Annotated in this window: 11 protein-coding genes; 7 read left to right on the forward strand and 4 right to left on the reverse strand. The window is 70.3% G+C overall.

What is annotated here, in order from left to right:
* The 4 genes from brxD to ACYVE9_RS03925 form a co-directional block, all read left to right on the forward strand.
* Window positions 1-749: BREX system ATP-binding protein BrxD (gene brxD, locus ACYVE9_RS03910; RefSeq protein WP_461026271.1), on the forward strand; the 749-nt coding region annotated here is incomplete at its 5' end.
* Window positions 749-2911: a DEAD/DEAH box helicase gene (locus ACYVE9_RS03915; protein WP_461026272.1), complete on the forward strand. Its 2163-nt coding sequence runs from the start codon at window positions 749-751 to the stop codon at window positions 2909-2911. The genes brxD and ACYVE9_RS03915, both read left to right, overlap by 1 nt.
* Before the next feature lie 157 nt (window positions 2912-3068).
* Window positions 3069-3545 carry an effector-associated constant component EACC1 gene (locus tag ACYVE9_RS03920; RefSeq protein ID WP_461026273.1) on the forward strand — a complete coding sequence of 159 codons (477 nt, stop codon included), beginning with the start codon at window positions 3069-3071 and terminating at the stop codon, window positions 3543-3545.
* Between the two features lie 8 nt (window positions 3546-3553).
* Complete coding sequence (locus ACYVE9_RS03925; RefSeq protein ID WP_461026274.1) at window positions 3554-7471, forward strand: caspase, EACC1-associated type; 3918 nt, start codon at window positions 3554-3556, stop codon at window positions 7469-7471.
* Between the two features lie 201 nt (window positions 7472-7672).
* On the opposite strand, the gene ACYVE9_RS03930 is transcribed toward ACYVE9_RS03925, so the two are convergent.
* Window positions 7673-8725 carry a DNA/RNA helicase domain-containing protein gene (locus ACYVE9_RS03930; protein WP_461026281.1) on the reverse strand — a complete coding sequence of 351 codons (1053 nt, stop codon included), beginning with the start codon at window positions 8723-8725 and terminating at the stop codon, window positions 7673-7675.
* A gap of 613 nt (window positions 8726-9338) precedes the next feature.
* The gene (locus ACYVE9_RS03935) at window positions 9339-11228 is read right to left on the reverse strand and encodes a DNA/RNA helicase domain-containing protein (protein WP_461026275.1); all 1890 of its coding nucleotides are present in this window, start codon (window positions 11226-11228) and stop codon (window positions 9339-9341) included.
* Window positions 11229-11550: 322 nt separating this feature from the next.
* Between ACYVE9_RS03935 and ACYVE9_RS03940 the strand changes: the two genes are divergently transcribed.
* From ACYVE9_RS03940 to ACYVE9_RS03950, 3 genes are all read left to right on the forward strand, one after another.
* Window positions 11551-11928, forward strand: a complete 378-nt coding sequence (locus ACYVE9_RS03940) for a DUF1330 domain-containing protein (protein WP_461026276.1) — start codon at window positions 11551-11553, stop codon at window positions 11926-11928.
* A 231-nt stretch (window positions 11929-12159) separates the two neighbouring features.
* Window positions 12160-13977 (forward strand): thiamine pyrophosphate-requiring protein, encoded by a 1818-nt coding sequence (locus ACYVE9_RS03945; protein WP_461026277.1) that lies wholly within the window; start codon window positions 12160-12162, stop codon window positions 13975-13977.
* 202 nt (window positions 13978-14179) lie between these two features.
* Entirely contained in the window at window positions 14180-14635 is a 456-nt protein-coding gene (locus tag ACYVE9_RS03950; protein ID WP_461026278.1) for a PPC domain-containing DNA-binding protein, read from the forward strand.
* Between the two features lie 52 nt (window positions 14636-14687).
* On the opposite strand, the gene ACYVE9_RS03955 is transcribed toward ACYVE9_RS03950, so the two are convergent.
* Window positions 14688-16199 (reverse strand): cryptochrome/photolyase family protein, encoded by a 1512-nt coding sequence (locus ACYVE9_RS03955; RefSeq protein WP_461026279.1) that lies wholly within the window; start codon window positions 16197-16199, stop codon window positions 14688-14690.
* A gap of 309 nt (window positions 16200-16508) precedes the next feature.
* Window positions 16509-17918 (reverse strand): amidase family protein, encoded by a 1410-nt coding sequence (locus ACYVE9_RS03960; RefSeq protein WP_461026280.1) that lies wholly within the window; start codon window positions 17916-17918, stop codon window positions 16509-16511.
* Window positions 17919-18136: the final 218 nt, after the last annotated feature.

The raw sequence follows: 18136 nt of genomic DNA on the forward strand, positions 1-18136 counted from the left end.
CCGTGCTGGCCTGGCTCGGCGGCCAGCCCCACGTGGCGGCGGCGGCCCGGCGCGCCGCCGGGGTACGCGGCGACCTCGACCACTTCGGGGCGCTGGGCTTCCTGCAAGGGCTGCTGACCGTCCTGCGGGACTCCGGGCACCGAGGGCTGTTCGTCGTACTCGACGAGGTCGAGACGTTGCAGCGGGTACGGTCCGACGCCCGGGACAAGGCACTCAACGCGCTGCGGCAACTCATCGACGAGGTCCACTCCGGCCGGTTCCCCGGCCTCTATCTGGTCATCACCGGCACACCCGCGTTCTACGACGGACAGCAGGGAGTGCAGCGGCTCGCCCCGCTGGCCCAGCGGCTCGCCACCGACTTCACCACCGACCCGCGCTTCGACAACCCGCGCGCGGTCCAGGTGCGGCTGCCCGGCTTCACCCAGGAGTCGCTGATCGGTCTGGGCCTGACCATTCGCGACCTGTACGCGTCCGGCGCCGAAGCTCCCGAACGCGTCAAGGCCCTCGCGGACGACACCTACGTCTCCGACCTCGCCGGGGCGGTGGGCGGCGCGCTCGGCGGCAAGGTGGGTGTGGCGCCCCGGCTGTTCCTGAAGAAGCTGGTGGGCGACGTCCTTGACCGCATCGACCAGTTCGAGGACTTCGACCCCCGGCAGCACTACCGGCTGACGGTCAGGAGCGGCGAACTCACCGACGTGGAAAGGAACCTCGCCCGGTCAAGCGCCGACGACATCGACCTGGAGCTGTGATGGCACCGGCCGCGGACCCCGTCGACCGGCTCGACCCCGTCGTGCTGCACCACGTGGTGAACACCCTCGGCTGGTCAGACCTCCGCCCGCTGCAACGCGCAGCCATCGAGCCGTTGATGGACGGCGACGACGCCGTCCTGCTCGCTCCCACCGCGAGCGGCAAGACCGAAGCCGCCTGCCTGCCCATGCTCTCCGCTATGGCCGCGCGGCACTGGACCGGCACCTCGGTCCTCTACCTCTGCCCGCTGAAAGCCCTGCTCAACAACCTGGTGACCCGGGTCGACGGCTACGCGCAGTGGCTGGGACGCCGCGCCGCCCTGTGGCACGGCGACACCAGCGAGTCCGCGCGTCAGCGCATCCGTACCGACCGGCCCGACATCCTCCTGACAACACCAGAGTCGCTGGAGGCCATGCTGATCGGCGTGAAGACGGACCACGCCCACCTACTGGGCGGCATCCGGGCCGTCATCATCGACGAGGTACACGCCTTCGCCGGCGACGACCGGGGCTGGCACCTTCTCGCGGTCCTCGAACGTCTGCAACGGGTGACGCGGCGACCCATCCAGCGCATCGGGCTCTCCGCGACCGTGGGCAACCCGCGGCAACTCCTCACCTGGCTCCAGGGCTCGGGAGCCGGCAGCCGCCCCGGCCGGATCGTGGCCCCGGAGGGGCCGGCGGGCGCATTCCCGGCACGGTCCGACGGCGAACCGCCCGCCGCAGCACCCCCCGGGGACGTCGTGCTGGACTACGTGGGGTCCCTCACCAACGCCGCCAAGGTCATCGCCACCCTCCACCGGGGAGAGAAAAGGCTGGTGTTCTGTGACTCCCGACGGCAGGTCGAAGAACTCGGCGCGGCACTCCGAGCCCGCGACGTCACCGCCTTCCTGTCGCACGCCTCGCTCTCCGCCGCCGAACGGTCCAGGTCCGAGCAGGCCTTCGCCGAGGCACGCGACTGCGTCATCGTCGCCACGTCCACCCTGGAACTCGGCATCGATGTCGGCGACCTGGACCGGGTCATCCAGATCGACTCACCAGCCACCGTCGCCTCGTTCCTCCAACGCATCGGCCGCACCGGCCGCCGCACCGGCACCAGCCGCAACTGCCTCTTCCTGACCACCGACACGGATGCGCTTCTCCAGGCGGCGGCTTTGCTGCTGCTCTGGGAACGCGGTTGGGTCGAGCCCGTCGTCCCGCCGCCCGAGCCGCGCCACCTCGTCGCCCAGCAGCTCCTCTCCGTGACTCTCCAGGAACACCGCCTGGGCGACCGCCTGTGGGCCGACCAGTGGAACGGCCTCGCCCCCTTCGACCGCTCCGCCGCCCCCATCCTTCGCCACCTGAGCGAAGAGGGATTTCTCGACACCGACGGCGGCATGTTGTTCATCGGTCAGGAGGCGGAGCGTCGCTTCGGCCGACGCCACTTCATCGAACTGACCGCGTCGTTCACCGCGCCGCCGCAGTTCACCGTGCTGTCCGGGCGCGCCGAGATCGGACGGATGGATCCGGCCGTGCTCACGGAGGAGCGGCCCGGCCCCCGGCGACTACTGCTCGCCGGGCGCAGCTGGCAGGTGAACCACATCGACTGGGGACGCAAACGGGTCTTCGTCGAACCGGTCGACAGCGGCGGCGTCGCCAAGTGGTCGGGCGGAACGCCCTCCGGGCTGTCGTACGCACTGACACGGGCGATGCGAGAGGTGTTGCTGGGCGCCTACCCGGCAGCCCACCTCACGCGCAGGGCCGAAGGGTGCCTCCGTGAGTGGCGTGAAGAGCAGGGACCTCAGCTCGTCCACCCCGACAGCACTCTCCTGACGCGCCAGGGAAACGACGTACGCTGGTGGACGTGGGCGGGATACCGCGCCAACGCGACGCTCGGAGCCACCCTGTCGTCCGTCACCGACCCGGTCCAGCGCCCGACGGACTGCTGGGTGCGGCTCCGGGAGGATCTCACACCTGATATGTGGCGCGCGGCGCTCGCGACGGCGGAAGCCAGCCCGGCCCTCGTCCTACCCAGCGTCGACGAGCGTGCGGTGCGCGGCCTGAAGTTCTCCGCCGCGCTACCCCTGCGACTCGCCGTCGCCACGGTGGCGGCACGACTCGCCGATTTCGACGGCGCACGCGACGCCCTGTCAGAACCGACACGGTTCCACAACGCCGGGAGCAACTGACCGGGACGGACCAAGCGCGGCAGTACGACGGGCCCGGGCCAAAGGACATTTTGCGCCAATGACCGCATGGGTTTCGGATAACGGGGCACGGCCCGGTCTCGGCGGGAAATAGCGTGTCAGGCCGTGTGACCAGTTGAGAAACACCCAGGGGGAAGCTGTGCGTCAATCCCACCAAGACCGGACACCGTGCCGGATCTCGATCGTCGACGAGGACCCGCTGCGGGCCCGTCGTGAGATCCGTGAACTCCTCGCAGAACTCACCGATGCGGAGCCTTCGGCCGCGCTCGACATCCCCCGTGATCAGCCCTCCGCCGCCCCTGCCGCGGACACCGCCAAGGGCGGCGTGACGGCTGAGCTCGTGGGGCTCGTGTTCAGCGGCAGCACCCTCCTCGTCGCCGTCGTGCAGACCTGGCTGGCGCGGGTGCCGCAACGGACGATCGTCGCGAAACGCCCCGACGGCACGACCCTGAGCATCACCGGTCGGGAGGCCCGTCAGGACGACCAGCGCCTCACCCGCTTCCTCAACGGCGACGACCATTCCGGCAAGGGCACGGACGGCGAGGGCAGGGGCCACGGTGAAGCCGGGGACAGTGCCCCGGATACAGGCGAAGGCAACGGCCCGGCGGCGGACTGAGGGCCCGGATGAACAACAACGACCGCTACGCCATGCTGGTGGGCGTCTCCACCTACGACAGCAGCTCCTACCACGATCTGCCGGCCGTGCGCGCGGACCTGCACTACCTGCGGGCGGTGCTGGAGAACACCGGGATCGGCATGTACAACGACTGCGCGATGGTCGCCGAGCCGACCCGCGCGGAGATGCTGCGCGCCGTCGAGACGTACTTGGAGGAACGGCAACCGAACGAGACAGCGCTCCTGTACTTCAGCGGGCACGGCCAGTTCTGCGAGGACGACAACCAGCTGTACTTCCTGACACGCGACACCGACCCCGAGAACCTGCCGGGCACGGCCGTCCCCGCCGAGTTCCTCGAGCGAATGCTGCAGTCCTGCCGCGCCTCCTCGAAGATCGTGCTTCTGGACTGCTGCTCCAGCGGCTCCGTCGTGCAGGGCTGGACCGCCAAAGGATCTCCGGAGGACCCCCAACAGCCGACGGCGAGCACCCTGCTCCGGCCCACCGGTGTCTACTTCATCACCGCTTCCGACGCGCTTCAACCCGCCTCCGCCATGGCACCGTCCGGATCGGAGCTCGGCACCTCCCGGTTCACCGGCGAGATCGTGGAGGGGCTGCGCAACGGGCGAATCAAGGACGGCGGCTGGATCACGCCGGATGACCTCTTCAACTACCTCACCGCACAGATGACGCGGGAGGGCGTTCCGGAGGAGCAGCGCCCCACCAAGTCCACGATCCGAGCCACACGGCAACTGGTCTTCGCACGGTCGGTGGCACAACCGGTGCACATTCCCGCGATGCCGGGCGACTCCGCCGAAGCCGCCCGCCGGTCCCCGGCCCTGCGCAAGGCGAGGGAACTGGCCGCTGCTGATGCAGGGGAGGGCGTCGGCTGGGAACGGCTGTTGCAGTACTACGTGCACTGCCTCACCGCTCAGGGGGCGGCAGCGATGCGGCCCGATCGCGACAGCGGGCTCAACAGCAAGTACTTCCTGTTGAAAGAGGGCGAGGAGGCCGTTCAGTCCGGGCGGAGCTCCACCTTCCCCGCCCCCACCCGGCTGCCCGCTCCGAAGGCGGGATCGACCGACACCAGCGGCGGTACGGGGGCCCAGCAGGAGTACTGGTACGGCTATCCGGCGGTAACCCTGCCCGTACGCGGTGGCGGCCGGGGACGCCGGACGTCGGTGGAGGTGGCCCCGCTGCTCGTCCAGCAGATGGAGCGGGCGCCCGACGAGGACGGCCGGGACGTGCTCCGGCCCAGCGGTGTGCCGTCCCTGCACACCGGCGTCGTGTCGGAGCTGCTGGACGAGGGCGATGCGGCCGACCTCGTAGCGCACTGGCAACCGACGTGGCAGGAGGGCAACGACCAGCAGATGCTGCGCGCGGTGCGGGAGCTGCTGGATGTGCTGGGGCTACCGGAACTGGAACCGCTCGATCCGTCCGCGCTCAGTGAGCAGTCGGTGATGCAGTCGCTACGGCCCGGCGCGCACAACGCGGCGATCCTGCTGGCGCCTTCGGGCGTGGAGGCTGTCGCCACTCAGGGCTTGGTGGACAACCTGCTGCAGATGTCGGCCAGGACCGCGCAGATCCCCGGCACGGCGATGGAGGCGCTGCTGGGCAGTGGCGACGGCAGGAGCCAGGCCACGACCGCTGCCGTGGTGGCGCCAGGTCCGTGCAACGAAAGCCAGGAGCAGGTGATCTCCTCGGCGATGACGAAACCTCTGACAGTGGCGACCGGACCCCCCGGAACAGGCAAGAGCGAGGTCGTGACGGCCGTCGTCACCACCTGCGTCGCCGCGGGACAGTCCGTGCTGGTCGCCTCCACGAACAACGAGGCGGTCGATGTCGTCGCGAAGCGCTGCGACGACATCGCTCCGGGGCTGCTCATGCGAACGGGCAACTCCGAGGCGCGGGAGCGGGAGGCGGCGAAGCTGGAGGCTCTCCTCACCGAGCCCACCGGGACTCCGCCACGCGGATCGACGACCGTCGGCGGGCAGTTGCGCGTCAGTCGGGTACTGGCCGACCGGCAGCGTGCGGAGGCGGCGCAGCGCGTCGGCGAGGAGGGACGCCTGCTGGATCTGCTCCGCGAGCGGGAGCAGCGGGCGGCAGCGCTGGAGTTGCCGGTGCCGTTCCTGGAGAGTGCCTGGGCGGCGGCCGATGACGGCGTGGCCGCGTTGGATCGCTGGGAGCACCGGGCGCGAAAGGCAGTCGGGGCGCCGTGGTGGCTGTTCGGTTCCTGGCGCCGGAGGCGGGCGCTCGCGGTGCTGTTCGCAGCACCGTCTCGCCCCACACCCCCGTCATTGACGGGAGAGGGCACCGCGTGGCCGGGGTGGTTGACCGAGCGGCCGGTGCCATCCGGGTTGCTGGAGTCCGTGGCGGACGCGGTGGCCGTGGAACGGGAACTGCGCGATCTTGTGCCGCACCACACCGGCTGGGACGAGGAAGGGCTGAAGCAGACACGGCTGGAGACGGCGGGTGAGCTGTCGGCGCTCTCGTCCGAGCTGTCCCGCGCGGTGTCCACCGAGGTGGAGGCCCTGGCGAGCGACTCCATGGGGCAGCGCCTCCAGTCGTTGCGGAGCCGCTCCGGATACCGGAGAAGTCAGAAGAAGCTGATGGTGCACATCAAGGGCTGGGCCATCAGCACCCACTCGGTCCAGCAGCTGGAACTGAGTCCGAAGCTCTTCGATCTCGTCGTCATCGACGAGGCGAGCCAGTGCTCGATCCCGTCGATCCTGCCGCTGCTGTTCCGGGCGCGCCGAGCGCTGATCATCGGTGATCCCATGCAGTTGGGGCACATCCCCGGCGTGTCCCCACAGCAGGAGCGGCAGGCCCGGGTCCGGACCGGCCTGAGCGCGGCACAGTTGGAGGACCGCCGACTGGCCTACCACGTGTACTCCGCCTACCACGTGTCCGCGCAGCACGGCGAGTCCCCGCTGCTGCTGGACGAGCACTACCGGTGCCATCCCGAGATCGCCGGCATCGTCAACGGTTACTGCTACGCGGGTCAGTTGCAGGTCCTCACCGACACGCGCCGCCAGGTTCCGGCGTCCGATCCCGTCGGGGCAGCCGAGCCGGTACCTGTGCTGGGCTGGGTGGACGTGCCGTACGGCGAGTCGGTGCGGGGCGGTGGCGGGCAGTCCTGGCGCAACGAGGCTGAGGCGGTAGCCGTGCGGCGGGTGGTGGACGAGCTGCTGCGGCACCTACCCCCGGACGCCACGGTCGGAGTGGTGACACCGTTCAAGGCGCAGAAGGAGTGGCTGGCCCGCCTGTGGTGCGACGACGACCGGGTGCGGGTCGGTACAGTGCACGCGTTCCAGGGCGGGCAGCGGGACGTCATGGTGCTGAGCCCGGTGGCCACGCACAACACCCCGCCCCGGACCACGCATTGGGTGGCGAGCCAGGTCAACCTGTGGAACGTGGCGATCACCCGTACCAAGTCGCAGCTGATCACAGTCGGCGGACACGTCTTCTGGCAGGGGCAGAGCGGTCTGCCGGCGCTGCTCGCGAACCGCTCGGTTCCGCTGGGGGCCGGCGTGGGGGCAGCGAACAGCCGGGGTGGCCGGCAGGGCGGTGGCACGGCAGGGCGCGCCCCGGAACCCCGGTTCCGCGAGGAACTCGCCGACCGGCTCCAGCAGTACCTCACCGAACGCGGGATCACCGACCTGGAAAGGGCGACTGTGGTCGGAGGGCACGTGGTGGATGTGCTGTTCACCGCGGGCGGGCAGAACACGGCGGTCCTGCTCGACCCCGGCCCGCCGCGCGACCGGGACCCGGCACGCCACCTCCGGTTGACGCACGCACGGGCCGACCTGCTGCCCGGGTTGCCGTCGGGAGGCTACGGGGCGAAGTTCGGTCCGGTGGACCGGACCGTGCGGGTCCCCGCCTGGCGCGTTCTCGCGGGTGAGGCTCTGCTGGACCCGCTGTTCGACTGAAGGTGCCACGAGACGTTGGCTGGCTTCACCGACATTGCACAGCCCCTCGCCCACACCAGCTCGCAGTCGACATCGGACGAAGCATCGCCCGAGTCATCGCGTCGCACGACGCGACCTCAGGAATCACCTCGTCCCCACTCCTGCCTTGTACCAGAGTTGATGGCGCTGCGCGTCCCTTCCCGGAGGGTACAGGAGCGGAGTTCAGTAACCGGTTCTTCGGCCGTGATCAGCGAATGGTTTCCATCGCGTACTGCACGCGGTGTGACTGCGGACGCCCGGAAGGGCAGTCCCTGCCATTCCCAGTTCACGCCATGGAGTGGTTACGCATGAATTGCGCCCCTGTGCCTCCAGCTCGGCCTTAAGCTGCAGCCCGATCGCACTTTTCCCCGTGCCCGCGCCGCCCGTCACCAGGAAGACGACACGTCGCTCATCCGGGACGAGAGTGGGACGACGTGAGTCCGGAAGGAGCTTGGCAGTCGCCTCCAGGGTCTGGTCGGCAACGATCCTCTGCCGACCTCGGAGGGTGAAGACGGTGTCCTCTCCTCGTGCGCAGATCATGGCATCGAGCAGGGGTGTGTTGCGAAGCCCCATCCCACGCAGGAGGACCTCGGCTGCGGACGCGCCGCCCTCCGTGTCGAAATTCGCCCGAGGATCGGACAGCAGCCTGTCGCGTTGGTCTTTTGTGTACACGTCAGCGTAGGCACCAGTCGGCGCGTCCACGTCGATCAGAGGGCGCACGGAGGCATCCGTTGCATTGTGCAGATACGCGAAGCCTCCGCACTCGTAGTCGAGCCCGTGCAGCGGCCCCCTGCCACCGGTAAATGCCTCGTAGTACTCACGTAGCTGGAGAGCAGGGTGTTTGGTACTGCCCATACCTGGTACATCCACCATGTCCGCAGTGGCCTGTTCCACCCGGGTCACCGTCGACCAGCGCTTCAGCTCTACGAGTTGCACGGACAGCCGACGCTCCAGTGGGTGATGTCCCACAAGCACCACATCGATGAGCCGGGGGCCACCCGTCCGTTCCATCTCGTCGATGGTGGCCGCGCACTCGACGATCATCTCGACGTTCCCGCGGTCGGCGGCAACCAGGTCATTGGCGAGGTTGACGAGACTCTCTGCCCATGCGGATCGCTCGCTGACCGTCGCGTCCGCCCCACGGAAATGCCGGTACCTGGCGGCGAGATGCGGCACCATGCGATGCCTTGAGTTCAGAGCGAGCAGATCCTGCGCTGCCAGCTTCAACAGAAGCATGGACACGAGTGATTCCCCCAGAGCACGAGTGACTCGTGCGGGTGGGGGCGTGTCCGCGCGGGGAGGCCCGTCGGGCCGCAACCGGTTGAGACGATCTTAAGAGAAGGTCCGGGCGAGCCGAGAACGCCGATCCACTGTCGACGTGGTTGGCGGGTCTCATGGCCGGATTCCGGTGCCGGCGGTGCACCGAGTAGGAGCGCACGACGCCGCAGCCGCACTTCTGGCGATCGGCGTCTTATCAGCATTTGCCATCCGATCGCCAGGGCGAGGCAGGCCCCACCCGGACGGCTACCGAATCAACCCCTTCGTTGCCGCATGGCCGGAGACGGGACACATCTTCACCATGTCCAACAACAGCGGCGACGACATCCACGTCGTCTCGTCGCCCGATGACGTCTGTACGCGAGGGCTTGACCACTGGGCACCGATGAGTACGAGCAGACCCGTCGGTCTCGACTCTGTGCGACACATCTACGACCGACTGTCGCTGCCCGTGGAGGCCACGCCCGGTCTTGGCTTCGCCCCCTCCGGCGTGGAGACGCGAAGGAGGGGCAAATCGACTGTCCGACACGACGCCGCACCGTTCAACCCTTCCCTGCTCGGTCAAGGGCGGTCAGGCCGTGGTCGGCTGACGCCTCGAGCCGCCCTCCAGCAGTTCGCGGAGCTTCGCGCGGGTCTCCGGGTCGGTGGAGTACACGATCGTGCCGACCATGCCTCTGGTCAGAAGCACCTTGTAGGTGTTGCGGACCAGACGGTCCACGTCGGCGTCCGGGGTGGACCGCTTGAAGACCGGGTCCTTGGACGCCGTGCGGTCCGTGGTCCAGCGGTCGCCGCGCCAGACCAGGTCGGGGCCGATGATGACACCGGACCAGTCGTACTCGAAGCCCTGCGCGGTGTAGACGCACCCGACCTGCCCGAAGCCCGCGGGATCGGTGGCCCACAATGCCGCCGGGGGCGCGCCGGAGACGGAACGGTCGCCGCGCAGGTTCCACGGGCGAGCCCAGTCACCGACGACCACGTCTGTCGGGAGCGGCTGGCCCGGCTTGGGTTCCGGCGACCAGCGCCAGCAGAATCCTGCGGACATGCGGGCGCCGAACCCTTGCGACCGGCGGGCCTCGAGAAAGGACTCCATCTCCTGCGGGCTGTCCGCGACCAGCAACCGCATACGGTCGTCGGGTTCCCAGACGACCGGCCCGCCCGGCTCCAGGCCGAGGAGCCGGACGACCCAGCGCAGGTAGGCGTCGCTGCCGCCGCAGCGGAACTGGCTGTCCAGCGGGACGACGTGGCACGGGATGTTCCGCTTCGCCGCTGCCGCCTCGATCTCGGCTACGGTGCCCATCTCGCCCGGCCTGACGACCTGGTGCTCGTCCAGGAAGAAGACCGGCACGTAGGCGACGTCGATGAGTTCGTCGATCTGCGCCCTTCCGGTGCGGTGCTCGGCGCGCGTGTAGCGGTTGGCCGAGGTCTCCCGGATGCGGTGGGCCTCGTCACAGACGAGGGCGCCCAGGCTGTTCTTCTCTGCGGTCATGAAGCTGTTGAAGTACTTGAACAGGTACTGGACCTCCCGTTTCCGGGCGCCGGCGACCTTTCTCATCGTCGTCGTGAACGACTGCGAACCGGTGGCGTGCAGCGCCGGTACTCCGCGGCGGTACAGCTCGCCGAGTAGTTGCAGGGCAATCACGCTCTTGCCCGTGCCGGGCCCGCCGGTCACGACAACGACTTCCTTGCGATCGGCGTGCTTGGCCTTCTCCACTGCGTTGAGGACCATGCGGTAGGCGACCTGCTGCTCGTCGAGGAGGACGAACTGGCTTCGCTCTCGCACTTCCTCGGCAGCGACAGACATCAACTGCTTGGAGGGGACCGTGGCGCCTGCGAGCAGCGCATCCGCTGCCTGTGCCCCCGAGTGCTTGCTGCTCAGCCTCGATCGGAGATGGTCGAGCAGCGCGCCGCGGCGTTCGCCGGTGAACAGCAGCCCTTGGTGGTCGCGCTCGATCTCCCGGAGTCCCGCCACGCCGAACTCGGTTGCGTTGTGCAGGAACGCCACCCCGTTGAGCCGTTCCCCGTGTTCGGCCACCGCGCCGTTGAAGTTGCCGAGGTACTGGCAGTAGCGGCGCACCTGCTCCACGGGGTTGAGGACCGGGTGGGCGTAGGCGTCGACGTGGCACAGGGCCGCGTCGTCCTCGTGCGGGAGTGCCTGGCTCCACTGCTTCAACTCCACCACAACGTAGGAGGGTTCACCTGTCACCGGGTGCACTCCGGCGAGAACGGCGTCCGCCCGCTTGCTGTTCAGCGGAAGGCCGTACTCCAACATGACCTCGACGTCGCCCAGGCCCGCTTCGTTGAGCGCGGCGGTGAGGACGGGGATGCTGCGTTCCCAGGATCGAGCCTCCGAGGCACCGGGCCGGTAGCCGTGCATATGGACGAACTGGTCGGTCAGGTGCAGGAACAGTGAACCGTCGGACGCCATGACGGCGACCGTTTCCGCGGACGCACGGAACAGCAAGGACTTCCCCCAGGCAGCACGAAAAGACTCGTGCGGGTGGGGGCATGTCCGTGGGAACTCCACCGTGGTGGAGCGGAAGCCCGTCGGGCCGCGTTGATGATGTGTCCGAGAGTACCCCGCAGTGCGACAGAGAGTACGAAGGGCTGCGAAGTCGTCTGGGACACACCTCGGGAGCAGAGACCGACCAGACGGTATGCAGCTGGGGGTCGGCGGGTCTAGGCTTCAGGCCGCCGTGACGCGACGGTCACGGCGGCGGGCCGCCGCGCGCACACCAAGGGCGCGCATGCCCGTGACGAGGACCGTGAGACGAGAAGGGGACCCCATGGCAGTCGATCCCTCAGGCGCCGATCTCGCCCGGCTGGTGAAGGACGAGTCGGACGAGCCCGTTGTCATGCTGAACCTGCTGCGTTTCGCCCCCGACGGGCGGGCCTCCTACGAGGAGTACTCACGGCAGGCGAGGCGGTTCCTGGAGCGCTACGGAGCCGAGGTCGTCTACGCCGGCGACGGGGAGGCGGCCCTGGTCGCTGAGGACGGCCAGGCCTGGGACGCGGTGCTGGTGGTCCGCTATCCGAGCCGCGCGGCCTTCGGCCGCATGGTCGCCGACCCGGAGTACCAGGCGATCACCGGTCTCCGCTCCCGGGCCCTGACCGAGGCCGTGCTTCAGCCGACCGTGCCCTGGGGCTCCCGCCGCGACGCCTGAGCGACCCTCCGTACTCCCCCGCCACTCCCGCCGGCCGTCCGGACCCGCATTCCGCGCCCCTCTTTCCGGGCGCGCCGACGGGTGGCCGCAGGGTGACGTACCGGCAACTGCGCGACGTTTCCATCCACTCGCCACGGTTACCCGACGCGTGTTCCGCCGCCGTGGCGGAGTGTCCCGCCACCATGCGCGAGGGCCGATCCGCGCGTCGGCGGTGCGAGAAACGGAGCAGCAATGGCCAGTACGAAAGTGTCGGACTACATTCTCCACCGGCTGCGTGAATGGGATGTCGATCATGTCTTCGCCTACGCCGGCGACGGCATCAACGGTCTTCTGGCGGCCTGGGGCCGCGCCGGCAACAAGCCGAAGTTCGTGCAGTCGCGCCATGAGGAGATGTCCGCCTTCCAGGCGGTCGGGTACGCCAAGTTCTCCGGGAAGGTGGGCGTCTGCGCGGCCACGTCCGGGCCGGGCGCGATCCACCTGCTGAACGGCCTCTACGACGCGAAGCTCGACCACGTCCCCGTCGTGGCGCTGGTGGGCCAGACGGACCGCAGCGCCATGGGCGGCTCGTACCAGCAGGAAGTGGACCTGCAGAACCTGTACAAGGACGTCGCCTCGGAGTTCTGCGAGACCGCGACGGTGCCGGAGCAGCTGCCGAACCTGATCGACCGGGCGATGCGCACCGCGTACGCCAAGCGCACCGTCACCGCGATCATCCTGCCGGGCGACGTGCAGGAGCTGGACTACAGCCCGCCGACGCACGAGTTCAAGATGGTGCCCTCCAGTCTCGGTCTCAGCCACTACGCGCCGGTACCGGCCGAGCAGGACATCGAGCGGGCCGCGGACGTGCTGAACGCCGGTGAGAAGGTCGCCGTCCTCATCGGTCAGGGCGCCCGGGGGGCGCGCACCCAGGTGGAGCGGCTGTCCGACGTGCTCGGTGCCGGTGTGGCCAAGGCCCTGCTCGGCAAGGACGTGCTGCCGGACGACCTGCCGTACGTGACGGGTGCGATCGGTCTGCTCGGGACGCGTCCGTCGTACGAGTTGATGCAGGGCTGCGACACCCTGCTGATGATCGGGTCCAGTTTCCCGTACACCCAGTTCATGCCCGATCTGGACCAGGCGCGGGCGGTGCAGATCGACATCGACCCGCACATGGTCGGCATGCGGTACCCCTTCGAGGTGAACCTCGTCGGTGACGCCCGCGAGACGCTGGAGCGGCTGCTGCCGCGCCTGCACCGCAAGGAGAACCGCGCCTGGCGGCAGAAGGTCGAGAAGAACGTCTCCCGCTGGTGGGAGGTCATGCAGCGGCGGGCCGCCGTGGAAGCCGACCCGATCAATCCCGAGTACGTGGTGCACGCCCTGGACGCCCGGCTGCCGGACGACGTGATCCTGACCGCCGACTCCGGGTCGGCCGCCAACTGGTACGCCCGGCACCTGCGGCTGCGCGACGGGATGCGCGGCTCCCTGTCGGGCACGCTGGCGACGATGGGCCCAGGCGTGCCGTACGCCATCGGGGCGAAGTTCGCCCACCCCGGCCGCCCGGTGATCTCGCTGGTCGGTGACGGGGCGATGCAGATGAACGGCATGATGGAGATGGTCACGGCGGCGAAGTACTGGCGTGAGTGGGCCGACCCCCGGCTGATCGTGGCCGTGCTGAACAACGGCGACCTCAACCAGGTGACCTGGGAGATGCGGGCGATGTCGGGTGCCCCGCAGTTCGAGGAGTCGCAGCATATTCCCGACCTGCCGTACGCCGACATCGCCGAGCGGTTCGGGCTGGCGGGGGTGCGGGTCGAAAAGCCCGAACAGGTCGAGTCGGCCTGGGAGCAGGCGCTGGCCGCCGACCGGCCCTTCGTGATCGACTTCCGGACCGATCCCGCGGTCCCGCCGATCCCGCCGCACGCGTCGCTGGACCAGATCGAGGCCGCCGCCATGTCCATCCTGAAGGGCGACAGCGACCGCGGCTCCATGGTCAAGCAGGGCATCAAGGCCAAGGCGCAGGAGTTCCTGCCGGGTGGCAAGGAGCGCGACGACCGTCCCGGTGCCTCGTAGGACAGCACCCGGGAGCGCCCGTGACGCAAGGCGCATGACCACGCCCCCCCGGAAGCCGCGCCAGGCGCTCCACGACGATCCCGTCGTGGAGCGCCTGGCCGCGTCGGCGTGCACGCCCCCTGCTGTGACAGGCCCGCCGCCTCCCCCTCCCGATCCACCGGGGCCGCTGTTGGGCACGGCGGAATCGGGGCACCCGGCCGGCATGAAGTGGCAACAGGTGGAGGACTCCCCGGCAGCGACCTACGTGCTCGTACTCGACCCGGGAGAGGAGACGACGGAGGCCCTGACGGCCTTCGCCCGCGAACACGGACTGCGCGCGGCGCAGGTCACCGCGGTGGGCGCCTTCTCACGGGCCGTCGTGGGCTGGTTCGACCGGGACGAGCAGGACTACCGCCGCATCCCGGTGGACCAGCAGTGCGAGGTGCTCTCGTTGATCGGTGACATCGCCGTGGGCGAGGACGGGCCGGCGCCGCACGTCCATGCCGTCCTCGGGCTCCCGGACGGCTCGACCCGCGGCGGGCACCTGCTGGAGGGTGAGGTCTGGCCCACCCTGGAGGTCGTCCTCCGCAGCAGCCCGGCAACCCTGCGCAAGACGTTCCGGCCCGAGATCGGCCTCGCCCTCATCGACCCCGCGAAGGAGGGCGACGCCCCGGGGTGACGCCGGGCCCGCCCGGGCCCGGCCCCGGGCCTCGGTCCCGCCGCCGATGCCGTCAGTCCCGGCGGTCGCGCTCCTGCTCCAGCAGCTCGTCGAGATCGCGGAGCCGGTCCAGACCCCGCACGGCCTGCGTCATCCGCGCGTTGCGTTCGAACCGGTCGCGGTGGCGGTGCAGGAGGTTCCAGTAGCCGGCGGTGAAGGGGCACGCGTCCTCCCCGACCCGCACGTGCGGCTTGTACCGGCAGGGTCCGCAGAGGTCGCTCATGCGGTTGATGTACGCGCCTCCGGACGTGTACGGCTTGGTGGTCATGCGGCCCCCGTCCGCGTACTGCGACATGCCCACCACGTTCGGGACCATCACCCAGTCGTAGCCGTCGACGAAGCTGCGGTGGAACCAGTCGGTGACGGCCTGGGGCTGCCACCCTCGTTGCAGGGCGAAGCTGCCCAGGACCATCAGGCGCGGAATGTGGTGCGTCCAGCCGGTCGTCCTGACCTGCTCCAGGACGTGGGAGAGGCAGTTCGCCCCGGTCCCGTCCGAGGACAGTTCCGTGAACCAGTCGGGCAGTCGCTCGTGGTGGCCGAGGGCGTTGCCCGAGCGGTACCCGGGGCCGAAGTACCAGTAGACGTGCCAGACGAACTCCCGCCAGCCGGCGATCTGCCGCACGAACCCCTCGGCGCTGTTGAGCGGCACCTCCCCCGACCGCCATCGTGCCTCGGCCCGCTCGACGCACTCCGCGGGGTCCAGCAGACCGAGGTTGAGCGAGGAGGAGAGCAGGCTGTGGCTCATCGTCGGGTCGCCGCTCAGGACCGCGTCCTCGTGGGCGCCGAACGTGGCGAGCCGGTGCTCGACGAAGCGGCGCAGCGCGGCGAGCGCTTCGCGGCGCGTGGCGGGGAACGTGCGCGGCGCGTCCTCGCCGACGAACTCGACGTCCCCGTCGCGCGCCCAACGGTCGAGATCGGACCGCACCCCCGCGTCGATGTCGCTCTCCCTGGGGCGGTACGGCGCCGGAACACCCAGGTCGGTGGCGCCGCGTGGCGGGGGCTCCCGGTTGTCGTGGTCCAGGTTCCAGCGCCCGCCTGCGGGGCGGTCACCCTCCATCAGCAGGTCGTGCGTCTGGCGGACCCACCGGTAGAAGTCCTCCTGACGGAGGTGTTTCGTGCCGCGGCCGTCCGCCCAGCGGCTGAAGTCGTCGTGCGCCACGAGAAAGCCGCGTGCCGGCAGGACGCGCACGTGCGGCAGCTCGCGCACGAACGCGAGCGCCGCGTGGGACGTGGGGTGGTGCACGGTCACCGGGGCGTCCCCCACCGCCTCGCGCAGACCCTGGCGGTAGGTGTCGGCTCGGACGTACCGCACGCGGTCGCCGAGTTCGGCGGCGCGATGGCGCATCGCGGACAGGATCAGGTGGGCCTTGGCACGGTGGAACCGCCGCCGCCGGAAGACGCTCCTGGCCTCGATCATCAGCAGCGGCGCGTCCCGGTGCGGGCCGCCCCGCGCCGGGTCCACGAAGTGGGGGCCGAGCTGATCACCGAACAGCCAGTGGGGGGTGCCGGGATCTTCCACAGTCATGCCGAACGCTCTCCGTTGCCGATGCGGTGCCGGGCCGGCGCGATCCGCGACGCGGCGCTGTCCTGGACCGATCAAGCTGTCCTGGACCGATCAAAGCGCACCACACCGCGAGCCGCGTCCGGCACACGCCGGGCGTTCCGCGCGGCCTCGGCAACCTCTGTGCCGGCCCGGACCGCGTCCCCGCCACGACGCACGTCGGCGCATCGCACCCCGCACCGCGGGATCGCACCCACCGAACCGGCCGACGCACCGTGTGACGACGCCGGTCACCATCCGCTCGGCCGCCCTCCCCCGGCGCTGCCCGCTCGGCTACGAGCGAAGCAGCGGCATCAGCTCCTCCGCCAGGGCGAGCAGGACCCGGTCCGTGTACGCCGGGCCGATGAGCTGCACGCCGATCGGCAGCCCCTCCGTGGTCCTGGTCACCGGTACGACGAGGCTGGGCAGGCCGATGTGGCTGGTGAGGTTGGCCCAGCCGGTCTGGTCGAAGAAGCCGCGCTCGCGGCCGTCGACGTGCAGGGTGCGGCTTCCCGCGGGGATCGCGGGGGTGGGGGCGGCCGGGGTGACGAGGACGTCGTGCTCCGCGAAGAACCGCTGCCAGGTCTGCCGGAGCCAGGCGCGCCGCTCGTCCGCGTGGAGCCACGTCCGGTGGGTCTGGGTGCGGTGGCGGAGGAAGACCGCGCGGGCACTGGTGTCGTCCTCCCGCAGTGCCCGTGCCGCCGCCATCTCGGCGGCGGCGGTGTCTTCGTCGGCGCTGGCCGTCGCCGTGGCGTGCAGGAGTTGCTCGAACAGGCGGGTGGAGTCGCCGAAGTGAACGGGGCCGTCGGTGCGGCGCACCACCGCACCGGCTTCGGACAGCGCTTGCTCAAGAAGTGCGAGAGCCCGGCCGGTGGCTCGGTCGACGGGGCAGTCGGGGTCGTCTGCCCAGACCGCGACCCGGAGTCGGTCGATGCCCCTGCCCGGCTGCGGCAGTTCCAGGCGCCAGGGTGTGGCCTCGCTCGGTGCGGGGGTGGTCAGCGCGGTCAGCAGCAGGTCGAGGTCTCGCGGGTGGCGGGCCAGGGGGCCGGGGGTGAGCATGTCGCTGCTGGTGAGCCGGCCCGGTGGGCGGGGGATGTGACCCCGGGCCGGGACGAGTCCGTGGGTGGGCCGCAGGCCGAACACACCGCAGTAGTGGGCCGGCAGCCGGAGTGAACCGGCAAGGTCGCTGCCGAGGTCGGCGGGGGTGAGGTGGGCGGCGACCGCGGCGGCGGGCCCACCGGAGGAGCCGCCGACCGTGCGGGCCGGGTCGTGCGGGTTGAGGGTGGCTCCGAAGAGGGTGTTGTCGGTGTGGAGGTCCTGGCAGTACGCGGGCGTGTTGCTCTTGCCGATGATCACCGCGCCCTGGTGGCGCAGCCGGGCGACCGCGTCGGCGTCCCGCTCGGGGACGTGCTCCCGCAGGTCCTCGGCGCCGCAGGTGGTGCGCAGACCGGCTGTCTCGAACGAGTCCTTGACGGTGAGCGGAAGGCCGTCGAGGACTCCGCGGCTCTCGCCGCGGGCGCGGCGTTCGTCGGCTGCCCGGGCGGCCTGACGGGCCGCGTCGTCGTCCCGGGTGACAACGGCGTTCACCGTGTCGGCGTCGATCCGGGCGAGGTGGAGTGCGAGCAGTTCGCGGCTGGAGACGTCGCGGCGTTCGAGGGCGTGGAGTTGCACGTGCGCGGGCCGGCGGGTCAGGTCTGTCGTCATGCGGAGACTCACTCACGGTCGTGGACAGGGGCGGGTTCGCGGGGAAGGCGGCGGCGACCGGCGGTGAAAGGGACGTCGACGTCGTCCATCGGCCGACCGGCCCGGAGGCCGGCAGCTCCGACCGCTTCGCGGGGCACGCGCCGAGCCGTTGCCGCTCTCCCCCGGTCGGCCGCGCCCCGGCCGGCTTCCCGTACGGCAGCCCACCACAGCACGGGGCA

The organism is Streptomyces sparsus (genome assembly GCF_054776295.1).